The sequence below is a fragment of the Leclercia sp. 1548 genome, assembly GCF_050435045.1.
GTDB classification, from domain to species: domain Bacteria; phylum Pseudomonadota; class Gammaproteobacteria; order Enterobacterales; family Enterobacteriaceae; genus Enterobacter; species Enterobacter adecarboxylatus.
The window spans coordinates 722,423-735,356 of the sequence record NZ_JBNDJP010000002.1 but is presented as its reverse complement, the minus strand read 5'-3'; the positions used below and the strand labels follow the sequence as shown (position 1 = coordinate 735,356).

General features: G+C 61.2%; 17 protein-coding genes. 1 reads left to right on the top strand and 16 read right to left on the bottom strand.

Annotation, left to right across the window (positions count from 1 at the left end; genetic code table 11):
* Nucleotides 1-22 precede the first annotated feature (22 nt).
* Both ABIE02_RS08780 and ABIE02_RS08775 read right to left on the bottom strand, forming a co-directional pair.
* A complete protein-coding gene (locus tag ABIE02_RS08780) occupies nucleotides 23-346 on the bottom strand; it encodes an AzlD domain-containing protein (protein ID WP_059307681.1) in 324 nt (107 codons plus the stop codon).
* Between the two features lies 1 nt (nucleotide 347).
* The gene (locus ABIE02_RS08775; protein ID WP_077227086.1) at nucleotides 348-1,082 is read right to left on the bottom strand and encodes an AzlC family ABC transporter permease; all 735 of its coding nucleotides are present in this window, start codon (nucleotides 1,080-1,082) and stop codon (nucleotides 348-350) included.
* A gap of 113 nt (nucleotides 1,083-1,195) precedes the next feature.
* Here ABIE02_RS08775 and ABIE02_RS08770 point away from each other — a divergent pair, with 113 nt between their 5' ends.
* Nucleotides 1,196-2,032 carry an AraC family transcriptional regulator gene (locus tag ABIE02_RS08770; RefSeq protein ID WP_254844086.1) on the top strand — a complete coding sequence of 279 codons (837 nt, stop codon included), beginning with the start codon at nucleotides 1,196-1,198 and terminating at the stop codon, nucleotides 2,030-2,032.
* Nucleotides 2,033-2,154: 122 nt separating this feature from the next.
* Here ABIE02_RS08770 and catA read toward each other — a convergent pair whose 3' ends face one another.
* From catA to ABIE02_RS08700, 14 genes are read right to left on the bottom strand one after another with little or no spacing between them, the layout of a single operon-like run.
* Nucleotides 2,155-3,081 carry a catechol 1,2-dioxygenase gene (gene catA / locus ABIE02_RS08765; RefSeq protein ID WP_059307679.1) on the bottom strand — a complete coding sequence of 309 codons (927 nt, stop codon included), beginning with the start codon at nucleotides 3,079-3,081 and terminating at the stop codon, nucleotides 2,155-2,157.
* Between the two features lie 51 nt (nucleotides 3,082-3,132).
* Nucleotides 3,133-3,417, bottom strand: coding sequence for a muconolactone Delta-isomerase (gene catC / locus ABIE02_RS08760; RefSeq protein ID WP_077227085.1), 285 nt, complete (start codon nucleotides 3,415-3,417; stop codon nucleotides 3,133-3,135).
* Between the two features lie 12 nt (nucleotides 3,418-3,429).
* A complete protein-coding gene (locus ABIE02_RS08755) occupies nucleotides 3,430-4,545 on the bottom strand; it encodes a muconate/chloromuconate family cycloisomerase (protein WP_117385421.1) in 1,116 nt (371 codons plus the stop codon).
* A complete protein-coding gene (pcaD, locus tag ABIE02_RS08750) occupies nucleotides 4,529-5,308 on the bottom strand; it encodes a 3-oxoadipate enol-lactonase (RefSeq protein WP_117385420.1) in 780 nt (259 codons plus the stop codon). The genes ABIE02_RS08755 and pcaD overlap by 17 nt, the downstream gene beginning before the upstream one ends.
* Nucleotides 5,309-5,971 carry a 3-oxoacid CoA-transferase subunit B gene (locus ABIE02_RS08745; protein ID WP_165718000.1) on the bottom strand — a complete coding sequence of 221 codons (663 nt, stop codon included), beginning with the start codon at nucleotides 5,969-5,971 and terminating at the stop codon, nucleotides 5,309-5,311.
* 9 nt (nucleotides 5,972-5,980) lie between these two features.
* Nucleotides 5,981-6,667: a 3-oxoacid CoA-transferase subunit A gene (locus ABIE02_RS08740; protein WP_077227082.1), complete on the bottom strand. Its 687-nt coding sequence runs from the start codon at nucleotides 6,665-6,667 to the stop codon at nucleotides 5,981-5,983.
* Entirely contained in the window at nucleotides 6,664-7,989 is a 1,326-nt protein-coding gene (locus ABIE02_RS08735) for an MFS transporter (protein WP_077227081.1), read from the bottom strand. The genes ABIE02_RS08740 and ABIE02_RS08735 overlap by 4 nt, the downstream gene beginning before the upstream one ends.
* A 24-nt stretch (nucleotides 7,990-8,013) precedes the next feature.
* Nucleotides 8,014-8,508, bottom strand: coding sequence for a flavin reductase (locus ABIE02_RS08730; protein ID WP_059307674.1), 495 nt, complete (start codon nucleotides 8,506-8,508; stop codon nucleotides 8,014-8,016).
* Nucleotides 8,509-8,518: 10 nt separating this feature from the next.
* Nucleotides 8,519-9,451, bottom strand: coding sequence for a PDR/VanB family oxidoreductase (locus tag ABIE02_RS08725; RefSeq protein ID WP_151585068.1), 933 nt, complete (start codon nucleotides 9,449-9,451; stop codon nucleotides 8,519-8,521).
* Nucleotides 9,452-9,460: 9 nt separating this feature from the next.
* On the bottom strand, nucleotides 9,461-10,201 hold the full coding sequence (locus ABIE02_RS08720) for an SDR family NAD(P)-dependent oxidoreductase (protein ID WP_165718001.1): 741 nt from the start codon (nucleotides 10,199-10,201) through the stop codon (nucleotides 9,461-9,463).
* 10 nt (nucleotides 10,202-10,211) lie between these two features.
* Complete coding sequence (locus ABIE02_RS08715) at nucleotides 10,212-10,691, bottom strand: aromatic-ring-hydroxylating dioxygenase subunit beta (protein WP_059309093.1); 480 nt, start codon at nucleotides 10,689-10,691, stop codon at nucleotides 10,212-10,214.
* Nucleotides 10,691-12,004, bottom strand: a complete 1,314-nt coding sequence (locus tag ABIE02_RS08710; RefSeq protein WP_144882879.1) for an aromatic ring-hydroxylating oxygenase subunit alpha — start codon at nucleotides 12,002-12,004, stop codon at nucleotides 10,691-10,693. Before ABIE02_RS08710 ends, ABIE02_RS08715 begins: the two co-directional genes overlap by 1 nt.
* A gap of 28 nt (nucleotides 12,005-12,032) precedes the next feature.
* Nucleotides 12,033-12,545, bottom strand: coding sequence for a nuclear transport factor 2 family protein (locus tag ABIE02_RS08705; protein ID WP_234548768.1), 513 nt, complete (start codon nucleotides 12,543-12,545; stop codon nucleotides 12,033-12,035).
* 11 nt (nucleotides 12,546-12,556) lie between these two features.
* On the bottom strand, nucleotides 12,557-12,913 hold the full coding sequence (locus ABIE02_RS08700) for a hypothetical protein (protein ID WP_032611415.1): 357 nt from the start codon (nucleotides 12,911-12,913) through the stop codon (nucleotides 12,557-12,559).
* Nucleotides 12,914-12,934 lie beyond the last annotated feature (21 nt).

Genomic DNA, 12,934 nt, shown 5'->3' with positions numbered 1-12,934 from the left:
CGCAGACCTTACGCTTTATAGACTATTGCGCCAGGAAATACCCCGCCGCGCAGAACGCCACCACACCTGCAATCACCGTAGCGAATAACCCGCGGGTAAGAATGCCCACCAGCGTGGCAAAGGCCGCAGCCAGCAGCGAGATGCTAACCCCGGAATCCGTCATCGCGGGCTTGCTCTGCAGTTCGGCAGCGACCAGGGCGGCCATGATGGCGGTGGGAATAAAGCTCAGCCATTGCAGCATCACCTCCGGCAGACGAAAGCGCGATAACAGTAACACCGGTACGGTACGCATCAGCGCAGTGACCAACGCAGAGGCAAGAATAGTCAGAAGAATATGGCGTTCCATCTTATTTTCCTTTCCGGGTGCGTAACAGCAGCGTTGCCAGCGTGGCAGCAAGGGACGCGGCCACAATCACTACCAGGCTGAGGGAACCACTCCCGGCAGTTAACAGCGTAATGACCACCGCAACAGCGATATTGATGCTTTCCAGTACCTTCCTGCGGCTGGCGAACCACATCATCAGGATCAGGCCAATAAACATCGACACCAGGCTGAAGCCCAGCCCCTCCATCAGCGATGCCGGCAGTGTGGTGGCCAGCCAGGCTCCGGTGACACAGGCGATGATCCAGTTCAGCCAGGCGGTAATATTCAGACCCAGCATCCAGCTATAGCTAATTTTGCCCTGCGGACTGGCGCGCTGCACCGCCACGCCAAAGGTTTCATCCGTCAGCAGCAGCCCACTCACCACTTTTTGCAGCGTCGTGTAGTCGCGAAAAAAGACGCTCATCGATGAACTCATCAGCAGATAACGCAGGTTCACCAGCAGCACGCTCAGCACCACGGACGCCATTTCGGCCCCCGCCGCCCACAGGGAGTAAAACAGAAACTGCGCCGAGCCTGCATAGAGCGCGCTCGCCAGCAGGGCAATTTGTCCGGTCGTAAAGCCGGATAGCGTGCCAATCGCCCCTGCGGCAAAGCCTATGCTCCAGTAACCGGCAATGGTCGGAATACAGGCGGCAATACCGGCCCGAAACTCCCCCGCGGCAGACGCGGGATGCCCGGTATTTAACTTCGTTAACATTATCTCTTCCCTTATATTACTTAGTTCAATAACTATCTTAAGAATCATCAACAATCGCTATAGTAAAATCCTGCTCAGCAGTGAAATTTACTCAGGTTGTGGGAGGCGCGAACGTGGGGCAACAAAAACGCGATGAGATCAGCCTGTGGCGCGACAGTCAGCTGCACGGCGGCATGGAGATCCTGCAAGCCACCTGCTATGAGCACAGCTACCCACCCCATTTTCATGATGAGTTTGTGATCGCTGCCTTTGCCCGCGGTGCGCAGCGCACCCGGGTATGCCGACAAAACGGCATTGCCGCGGCGGGTTCGGTGATGATTATCGCCCCGGGCGAGGTGCATACCGGCGAGGCAGTGCAGCGTGACGAAGGCTGGGATTACTGCGCGTTCTATCCGGGTGAAAAGCTGATTAACGAGGTGGCGCAAACGGTGCTCAGCGGCAAGGGCGACGTGAATTTTGGCCTGCAAGGGATCCGCCACGATCCACTGATGGCCCGCCGCATGCTCCACGCCGCCAGCGTGATGAAACAGAGTCCTGACCCGCTGGAAAAAGAGTGCGTGATGTATCAGATCCTCAATGTGCTGGTGGGGCATTACGGGGAGCGCACCGTCAAAGGGTCGCGCCTGAGCGTTTTGCGGGCTGATATTCGCAAAGCGATCGCGTTTTTGCACTCAGCCTACGCGCAGCCCCTGACGGTTAAGGAGATTGCCCAGGTGGCGGGGCTAAGTGAATTCTATTTTATGCGCACCTTCCAGAAGATGACCGGCCTGTCGGTGCATCAGTATCTGACGCAAATCCGTCTGATCCGCGCTAAAGGGCTGCTGGCAAGAGGGATGGGTGCCGCGCAGGTCGCCAGCGATATCGGCTTCTTCGACCAGAGCCATTTGATCAAACAGTTTCGCGCCCATTTTGGGACGACGCCGGGGATGTTTGCCGCGGCGTCGATGTGAGGACACAGCGGGCGCTCCCGGTAAGACGCTTTCACGCACTCAGTTTCTGCGCGCGCAATGTCCGTCCCAAAATAACAAAACCGGGGCCGCTTTGCGGCCCCGGCCCTTTCAATCCTCAGCAGTCACTCCTTAACACGCGCCCGCTTCCCTCTCTCCTCTTCCCCACCGTCTGTCGCTTCCACCAGCGTAAAATTAAAGTTCACCTCCGTATGCTCCCCACTCAGATCGCGCGACTGCGCCACAGCCGGATCTGTCACCTTCACCGGATCCGCAATCAGCTCCGCCCTCGTCGCGAACGCAAAGTCATCCCACAGATATTCATCGCCGTTCAGGTTGATCTGCGTGGTCAGGTGCTTATACCCCGGCGCCGACACAAAGAAGTGTACGTGTGCCGGGCGGTTGCCGTGGCGACCCATGGCGGTCAGCAGTTTCTGCGTTGGGCCGTCCGGCGGGCAGCCGTAACCGCAGGGTACGATGCTGCGCACGGCGTAGCGACCATCGTCGCCGGTACGGACGCGGCGGCGCAGGTTGTATTCGCTCTGGGACTGATCGAAGAACGAGTAGCCGCCAAGGGTGTTGGCGTGCCAGATATCAACAATCGCCCCGGCCACCGGTTTACCGTGCAGATCGGTCACCTGACCCTGCAGCCACATGGTTTCGGCCTGCTCTTTGCCGTCGTCCATGCGGGCAAAGCCCTCGCTCAGGGGGGCGTTCGCCACATACAGCGGCCCTTCGATGGTGCGCGGGGTGCCCACCTCGTGGCCGGATGCGGCCTCTTTCTCGTCGGCACGCATATCCAGATAGTGCTCCAGGCCCAGACCGGCCGCCAGCAGCGCCGCTTCCTGGCGTCCGCCCAGCTCGTTGAGGTAGTTCACCGCCACCCAGAACTCTTCATCGGTCACGTCGAACTGCCTGATGGTCTTGCACAGGTCGCTCAACAACTGGTGCATGATGTTTTTCAGACGATCGTTGCCGCCAGTGGAATTTAAGCCGCTGCTGATCGCCAGTAAGGATTCCAGTTCGGTTTGATGTACAGGATTCACAGACATTGCATGTTCCTCTTTGTAGGGTTCAGTTTGTTGTAGTTATGTCGATGACGATTATTCGTTGTGAATGGATGACGGGTGCGCGCACAGGGGCTGCACGCTGATTGCCATCCACGGGTAGAGCGGCAGCGCGGTCAGGATGTCGTGCAGCTCCTGGTTGTCTGCCACGTCAAAGATGCTGACGTTGGCGTACTGCCCGACCACACGCCAGATGTGCGGCCATTTACCTTCGCGCTGTAAACGCTGGGAGTAGGCTTTCTCTTTCGCTTTGATCGCTTCCACTTCTGCCGACGGCAGCGATGACGGAATGTTGACCGTCATTTCCACTTTAAAGAGCATCGCGTTTTCCTTTTATTGGCGTGCGTAATGACGCAGCTTGTCTTCGTCTATGTCGATGCCTAATCCAGGCCCCTGCGGTAACGTCACCTCTCCCTGGCTGAAATCCAGGGGACGTACCACGATGTCATCCTTCAGCAGCAGCGGGCCGAACATCTCGGTGCCCCACTGCATTTTTACCGTCGACCAGGCATGCAACGAGGCCACGGTGCCCAGCGTGCCTTCCAGCATGGTGCCGCCGTACAAGGCCACGCCAGCCGCCTGCGCCACGTGCGCCAGCTTCAGAACCTGAGCCGGGCCGCCCGCTTTGGCGATCTTCAGGGCATAGACGCCGGTAAAACCGCCGCTCGCCAGGGCATAGCCGTCATGGCTGGTCGCCACCGCTTCATCGGCCAGAATCGGCACCGTAAAACGCTGGCTGAGGGTGATTAACCCTTGCCGATCCCATAGCGGGATCGGCTGTTCCACCAGGTCGATCCCGCCCGCCTGCAACTGCGTCATCCCTTTGATGGCGGTGGTGAGATCCCACGCCTGGTTGACGTCCACCCGCACGCTGACCTCATCCCCCAGCGCGGCTTTGATCGCCAGCGCATGACGGACATCCATATCCAGTCCACGCGCGCCGATTTTCAGCTTGAAGGTGTCGTGGCGCCCTTCCGCCAGCAGACGTTTACCCTCTTCAATGTCTTTTTGGGTGTCGCCGCTCGCCAGGGTCCACAGCACCGGCAGGCGCTGAGTGAGCGCCCCGCCCAGTAGCGCGCTGACCGGCAGCCCCAGCGCTTTGCCCTGGGCATCGAGGAAGGCGGTTTCGAGGGCAGATTTGGCGAAGGTGTTGCCCTTCACGCTGGCGTTCATCTTCTGCGCCAGGTCGGCGACGCCCTGGAACGACTGGCCACACAGCAGCGGAGTCAGATAGGTTTCAATCGCGGATTTGATCGCTTCCGGGCTTTCTGCCCCGTAGCTCAGGCCGCCAATCGTTGTCGCTTCTCCCCAGCCGGTGATCCCATTGGCGCACTGCATGCGGACGATGGTCAGCGTCTGGCAACCCATGGTCGCCATCGACAGCCGGTGCGGGCGAATGGTGGGGATATCCACCAGCCAGCAGGCCAGGGATTCAATGGTGATGGTCATGTACAGCTCCTGCGGTTAAAAAAGTCACGACGTGATGGTTAAAAGCGTCCGGGCAGGCCACGTTCGACAGGTGCGAGGCGGGTAAGGCGACCCATTCGGTCTGCTTCGCCTGGGCGGCGAGCCATATGGCGTCCTGCACGGTGGTGACCGGATCGTCCTCGCCGGCAATCACCAGCATCGGGCGCAGCATGGCCGCCACGTCAGGACGCAGATCCGCCGCGGCCAGCGCTTCGCAGCAGGCGGCATAGCCCTCGACCGGGGTGTGGGCGAGATCGTCGATCAGCCGCTGGACTGTGCCGGGGTGCTGCTCGCGGTATGCCGGGGTAAACCAGCGATCCGCCGCCGTGCTGGCGACCGGAGCCATGCCCTGCTGACGCACCGTGGCCGCACGCTGCAACCAGCCTTTGGCCTCGCCGATCTTCGCTGCGGTATTCGCCACCACGATGCGCGAGAAACGCGACGCCGCGTGGCGGTTGAGCCACATTCCGGTCATCCCACCGAGAGAGATGCCGCAGAAGAAGGCGCGCTCAATATCCAGGTGATCCAGCAGGGCAATCACGTCCTGCCCCAGCGTTGCCAGGCTGATACCGCTTTCCGGTAACGGAGAGCGGCCGTGCCCGCGGGTGTTGTAGCGCAGCACGCGAAAATGTTCCGTCAACGCGGCCATCTGCGGCTGCCACATCTGCCAGGTCGTGCCCAGCGAATTAGAGAGCACCAGCACCGGTGCCTCCTGCGGCCCATCGAGGCGATAGTCCAGATCCATTCACGCCTCCTCGGTTTGGGCGTTCAGGGCAAACGTCAGTGCCACCGGGGTGACGGACCGGAGATACTCTTCGGTCACATCGCCAAAGAGTTCGCGCACCACGATGCCCTCCGGGGTGATGTCCATCACCGCCATATCGGTATAGATGCGGTCGATACAGGCCATGCCGGTCAGTGGATAGGTACAGGTGTTGACGATTTTGCACTCGCCCTGGCGGGTCAGATGTTCGGTCATCACATACACGCGCTTCGCGCCAATCGCCAGATCCATCGCCCCGCCAACCGCAGGAATGGAGGACGGCTCGCCGGTACTCCAGTTCGCAAGGTCGCCGTGCCGGGAGACCTGATAAGCGCCCAGCACGCAGATATCCAGATGACCGCCGCGCATCATGGTGAAGGAGTCGCCGTGGTGGAAATAGCAGCCGCCCAGCAGGAGCGTTACCGGCTGTTTTCCGGCGTTGATCAGCTCGGGATCTTCGCAGCCCGGCTCCGGCGCAGGCCCCATGCCGAGAATGCCATTTTCGCTGTGGAGGAAAATCTCGCGATCGGCGGGCAGATAGTTGGCAATGCGGGTTGGCAGGCCAATGCCGAGATTCACATACGCCCCTTCCGGGATGTCGCGGGCAATGCGTTCCGCCAGCTGTTGATGAGTCAGTTTATTCACGGGATCTCCTTATGCCGTCTGCGGCAGGCGGGCCGTCGCCACCGACACCACGCGCTGAACAAAAATGCCCGGCGTCACCACCGCTTCCGGGTCGAGTTCGCCGAGGGCGACAATCTCGCTCACCTGGGCAATAGTGCAGCTGGCCGCCGCAGCCATAATCGGCCCGAAGTTGCGCCCGGTTTTGTCATACACCAGGTTGCCCCAGCGATCGGCTTTCAGGGCTTTGATCAGGGCGAAATCGGCTTTCAGCGGGTACTCAAGAACATAATCTTTGCCGTCGATATGGCGGGTCTCTTTGCCTGCGGCCAGTTCAGTGCCATACCCGGTGGGGGTGAAGATCGCCCCCAGACCGCTGCCGCCCGCCTGAATGCGCGCCGCGAGGTTGCCCTGCGGCACCAGCTCCAGCGCCACTTCACCGCGACGGTACAGATCGTCAAAGACCCAGGAGTCGGTCTGGCGCGGGAAAGAGCAGATCACTTTTTTCACGCAACCGGCCTTCAGCAGTGCCGCCAGGCCATAGTCACCGTTCCCGGCGTTGTTGCTGATAAGCGTCAGCTCCCGCGGCTTGCGGCGGATCAGGGCATCCAGCAGTTCGGCAGGCTGTCCGGCTGCGCCAAAACCGCCCACCATCACCACGGCACCGTCGAAGATGTCGGCCACCGCGCCATCGGTGGCAGCAATCCGTTTGTCAATCATTTGCTTACCTCGTTATTTTTAGTCGTGGCGGGCAGACTGCGTAACGCAATCCATGCCAGCAGCGCATAACCCATCAACAGAAGCGAGACCGGCCACGAGGCGTCGAAGTGCATCAGCAGTGCCACCGCCAGCATTGGCCCCAGGCCACCGGAGAAGATCGAGCCAACTTCATGCCCCAGCGCCAGGCCGGAATAGCGCACGCGCACCGGGAACAGGTCGCTCATGATGCAGGGCTGGGTGCCGATCATCGCCCCGTGGCAGAACGGCAGGCCGAGGAACATCGCCAGCATGATCCAGCCGTAGTCACCGGTGGAGAGCAGCCAGAAGAACGGGAACGCCATCACCAGCAGGCCAATCACGCCGATGTAGTAGACCGGCTTCAGGCCGATGCGATCCGAGAGCGCACCCCAGAACAGGATCGAGAAGAACTCCACCAGCATCGCCAGGGTCACGGCGCTGATGATCTCCCCGGTGCTAATGCCGATGTGTTTCGCGTAGACCACCGAGAAGGTGAAGAAGATATAGGACGCGCCATTCTCCGGCAGGCGCAGGGCGATGGCTTGCAACAGTGCCTTCGGATGCTCGCGGATCAGGACCATCAGCGGGATCTTCTCGTGCTTTGTTTCCGGCTTTGCCTGGCTGAAGGCCTTGCTCTCGCGGATGTTTTTGCGGATGTAGACCCCGACCAGGAAGATCAGGATGCTGAGCAGGAAAGGCACGCGCCAGCCCCAGCTCATCAGATCCTCTTCCGGCAGCTTCTGCACCAGGTAAAAGGCGAAGGCCGAGAGGACAAACCCACCGGACACGCCCATCTGGCTCCAGGCGGTAAAGTAGCCGCGACGCGACGACGGGGCGTTCTCGCTCAACATGAGCACCCCACCGCCCCACTCCCCGCCGGACGCCACGCCCTGTAAAAAGCGCAGGGTGATCAGCGAGACTGGTGCCCAGATCCCAATCTGGGCATAGACCGGCAGCAGGCCGATGATAAAGGTGGTGGCCCCCATCAGGGTCAGGGTCATGATCAGCGTCATCTTGCGGCTATAGCGATCCCCGATATGCCCGAAGACGATGCCGCCCAGCGGACGGGCGAGGAAGCCCACCGCAAAACCGGAAAACGCCAGCAACGTGCCCTGCATCGGGTCGCCGCCCACCGGGAAGAACAGCGGGCCGAAGACCAGCGCCGCCGCGGTGCCGTACAAGAAGAAGTCATACCACTCCAGGGCATTCCCCAGCACCGAGGCGATGACCAGCTTGCGCAGTTGCTTTGCATCCTGCGAGGCAGCCACCGGCGCGGCGGTTGTTTCAGTCACGACATTGCTCATCAGCGTTCCCCTTATTGTCTGGTTTTACGCTTCCACGTCATGCCCGACGGCATGGTAGCGACGGTTGAAATAGACCAGCCCGCGCGGGGCTTCGCTGATGCGGATCGCCTGCACCTGGCAGTAGAAAACGGTGTGGCTGCCCACCTCATGGCAGGTGTCGATTACGCAGTCGAAGCTGGCGACAGCCGAGCTGAGCACCGGTGCGCCGCTGGCCATCACCTGCCAGGAGTCGTACTCAAAGCGCTGCTCGGAGCGCAGGCTGGCGTTAGCGAACACCCCGGAGAGATCCTGGTGGTCACTGGAGAGAACGTTGACGCACAGCGCCCCGTTCTGTTTGAAGTGTGCGTTGGCAAAGGAGTTGCGGTTCATACAGACCAGCAGGGTCGGCGGCGCGTCCGTGACGCTGCACACGGCAGAGGCGGTAAAGCCAAATTTGCCCGCCGGGCCGTCGGTGGTAATCACAGAGACCGCACTCCCCAGCTGCGCCATGGCATTCCGAAATTCGGTTTGCAGTGTCATAAGTTCTTCCTCACAAATCGATGACTAAACGGGCACTTTTCGCCCGGGAACAACACAACAAAATCTGGTCGCCGTCGGCTTTCTCTTCATCGGTCAGGTAGTGGTCGCGATGATCCGGCTCGCCTTCCAGCACGTCGGTCAGGCAGCTGCCGCAGATCCCCTGTTTGCAGGAGACGCACACCTTCAGCCCGGCAAGCGCCAGCGCCTCGACGATGCTTTGGTTCTGCAACACCTGCACGGTGATCCCGCTGGTTGCAGCGAAAACCTCGAAGGCCGCGCCGCCGGTGTCCACTTCGGCGCTGAAGCACTCCTGGTGCACCTGCTCCGGGCGGTAACCCTGCCCCAATGCCACGTCGGTGACGGCATTCATCAGGCGCGTCGGGCCGCAGGTGTAGACGTGGGTGTTGGCCGGCACGTCACTCAGTACCGCCGCCAGGTTCAGCCGTTGGGTATCGCTAAAGTGCAGATGCACGCGGTCGGCCCAGGCCGCTTGCTCCAGCTGCGCAATAAAGGCGGCCTGGGCGCGGGAACGGGCGCAGTAGTGCAGGCTGAACGAACGCCCGGCGGCATGCAGTTCCGCCGCCATTGCCAGCATCGGGGTGATACCAATCCCGCCGCCAATCAGCAGGCTGTGGCTGGCGGTTTCGTCCAGAGCAAACAGGTTGCGCGGGTCGCTGACCTGGATCCGATCCCCTTCGCGCAGGGCATGGACTGCCCGCGAGCCGCCCTGGGACTGGCTCTCTTTCAGAATGCCGAGCTGGTAGTGCTGGCGATTCTGCGGGTCGCCGCACAGGGAATACGGACGCACCAGGTCTTCTGCCAGATGCAGGTCGATATGCGCTCCCGCGCGGAAGGCCGGGAGGTCGATACCGTCGGCATGCGCCAGCGTCAGCAGCACAACCTCGCCCTGCAACTCCCGCCTGATAACCTGTAATGTCAGCATGTTGACTCCTTAACGCATAAACAGACCGCCGTTGATGTCCCAGGTCGCCCCGGTGACAAACGACGCCTGCGGTGACGCCAGCAAGGCCACGGCCTGGGCGACAAACTCTGCTTCACCTAACGTGCCCACCGGGATCATCTGCAACAGCCCGGCCATCTTCTCTTCCGGCACCAGGGCGTGAACCATCGGCAGATCCAGCGGCCCCGGCGCAATGGCATTGACCGTCACGCCGGATTTGCTCAGCTCGCGGGCAAAGATTTTGGTCAGGGTCAGGATGCCGCCCTTCGAGGCCGCATAGTGGGCACCGGAGGCCGTGCCGCCGTTCTGCCCCGCCAGTGACGCCAGGTTGATGATGCGGCCGTAGCCGCGTGTGGCGAAGTAACGCCCCATGGTCTGGCAGCCGACAAAGGTGCCGCGCAGGTTGGTGGCAATCACCCGGTCGAACTCCTCCACGGCGATCTCCATTACCGGGGTAGCGAGGGTCAGCGCGGCGTTGTTTACCAGCACGTCCAGGCAGCCGAAGCGGGTAATGGTCGCGTCCAGTGCGTCCGCGAAATCCTGCGGCTGGCAAATATCCAGCCCCAGCGCCAGCACCCTGTCCTGACCGTCATCAAGACGCGCCGCGGCTTCGCGGGCTCGGGTGGCATCGACATCGGTCAGCACCACCTGGTAGCCCTGCTTGAGCAGGCTGGTGGCGATGACATTGCCCAGACCGGCGGCTGCGCCGGTCACTAATACGGTTTGCGTCATGAATGGCTCCTCAGAGGATGTAACCGATGCTGTGCAGCACATCGTCGCTGTTGACCAGCCGGATCACTTTCTGGGCAATCAGCAATCTGCCGTCTTTGGGCAACAGGTGCCAGGTGATATCCGCGGCGTAGTGGCGGCTGTGCCCTTTGCGGTGTTCCCACAGGGATTGCGCCCCCCGCACCACAATCAGATCCTCGCGGGATTCCAGCAGACGGAAGCGCGACAGGGTGCGCAGCGTTCTGGCGCGCGGCGTGGTGGAGATCGACTCCCCGCTGTACAGACGCTTCACCCGGCGCTCGCGCATGTGGTGATCGTCGCAGGCGTAGTTGAGGGTGTTTTTGAAATCCTGCTCATTCGGGTCGATGGGCACCACGTACAGGCCGTCGTGCTGCCACAGATCCAGCCAGGCATTGAACTCGCCCTGGTCAAGCAGATCGCCTTCCAGGTTGATTACGGACATGGCCGCAAACAGGACAGAATCGGGGGTCATCATTTTTCGCTCTCCGTCATCAATTTTTTCCACTGCTGGTAGGCCGCACGCATGCCGGTTTCGGCGCTGACGTCGCTGCGCAGACCGTCATCGGTGCGGTATTCCCCGGCCAGGCCGCGGTTGAGCATGATCCACAGGTCATCCCCTGCGGTGGCCCCGCGCTGAACGCGCTCCCAGGCTTCGGAGTCATCCGGGGTGCCAAAGCCCATCGGCCCCTGGAAGTGTTCGTGCAGACGCAGACGCGCCTGGTTGGCAATCTCTGGCCCGCCGTCCATGGTGATCACCGCGTGGTGAATTTCGGTTTCCATCACCGACACCGGCTGCAACACCCGGAAGAAGGCCATGGAGCAGGCAATGTTCGGGAACAGGTTGAGGTTGAAACCGGAGCCGCCCACCGCCCGCACGATGCGACGCACTTGCGCTTCGTCGTGCTCTTTGCGCAGTTCTTCAGCCAGCCCGATAAAGCGTTCCGGGATCGGCGCGTCGAGGTTGGCCTCCAGATCCACCAGCTCGGGGATCATCACCATCACGCTATGGCCGTTGCCGAGATCTTCGACGTAGCCGCTGCCATCAACGAAGTTCAGCATCTCTTCAGTCTGCTTATCCACCGAACTCAGGAAGGAGCGATGCACCACCGGGAAGTGGTAGCCGTCCGTGGTGTTCTCGAGCTGGATTTTCCAGTTGCCGGGGAAGCGGAAGCGGTGCGCAGGCCCGGTTTTGATCGGGTAGCCCGCCCCCTGCTTCATAAACAGATCCATCCATTTTTTCGCCGCACCGAGGAAATCCTCCAGCGGTTCGATCTGCTCGTTAAAGGTGGCGAAGACCATGCCCGCGTACTGCTCGGTGCGCAGCGACACCAGCCCCAGTTCGTTTTTCTCCAGCTGGTCGGCATAGCTTTCCGGGTGCGGCACGCCGCGCAGGCTGCCGTCGAGGGCGTAGCCCCAGCCGTGATACGGGCAGACGAAGCTGTTGGTTTTGCCGGTGCGGTGTTCGCAGACGGTAGCGGCGCGGTGGCGGCAGCGGTTCAGCAGGGTGTGAATGGTGCCCTTGCGATCGCGCACCACGATCACCGGCTGGGTGCCGATCTCGGTGGTTTTGAAGCTGCCGGTTTCCGGGATTTCGCTAACGTGCGCAACCCAGACCCAGGTCTTCGTGAAAATACGATCCAGCTCCAGCTGGAACAGTTCCTCAGAGGTGTAGAGCGAGGTGTGGACGCGATCGGGTTGTACCAGGGCGGCAATCTCTTCGCGGCCCGGTGCGGGCTGCGCCGTGGTATCGATATTTTTGACATTGATGATGTGGTCACACTGCATAATCTTTCTCCTGCTCGTCGTCGAGGTTCTAATTTTTGTCAGGTACCGGTAACGCATCCGCCGCATGCCAGTGGCTCACCGGCCTGCTGAACAGGTTGCGGGTGGTGAAATGGTGGATGGTCATCTCACCTGCCTCGCGACGGAAAACAATCTCGATCTCTGCGGCATTCAGGTGTGCGCCTCCGGCATTGAACGCGGAGGTTTGCAGCATCGTCCAGCGGCCATGAAGCTCGCCGTCGGCATCCTGATACAGCGCTTCGGAACACAAAAAGTGGGCATTCAGGGCGAAGTGCGCAGGCTGGCGGACATAGCTCGCCATCATCGCCATAATCGCCTCGCGCCCCTGATGCTTGCCCAGCCGGGTGGCGTAAGGCTCACCCACCCCTTCCCAGCAGGCGTCTGCGCTGAACAGCGCGCCGATGGCCTGTACCCGCTCCATGCTGTCCAGCCGATCGCACAAATGCATGTAGTTGCTGATACAGATCCGGGCAGCCTGCTGATCCTCAAGCTGCTGTAAACGCAGCGCATCCTGTGGGTTCATCTTCTGCTCCGTTACTGAATAATCAGTTCACGGCCCACGCGGGCTTCGATTTTGCAGTACTTCCACAGCTTGCTCTCGCCGTCGCCCACCGGGGTGGTGCGGAACAGGTTGCAGGCAGCCACCACGCTGTCGAGATTGTCGGCATCGGCCAGCACGTAGGTGGTCCACGGCGAGGCGGTGGACGGGCCTACCATCAGACGGTCGTCGTCCATGTTGCCGATCACGCGGATGCCCTGGGTTTCGTCGATACCTTTCATCATCACGCCGAAAGCGCCCCACACCTGTTTGGCTTCTGCCGGGGTGGCATCAAAGAAGTTCTGGTTCACGCCGATGCAAAACAGCACGCGTAAGGTTGTTGTCTGGCTCATCTGTTGCTCCTTTGGTCAAAA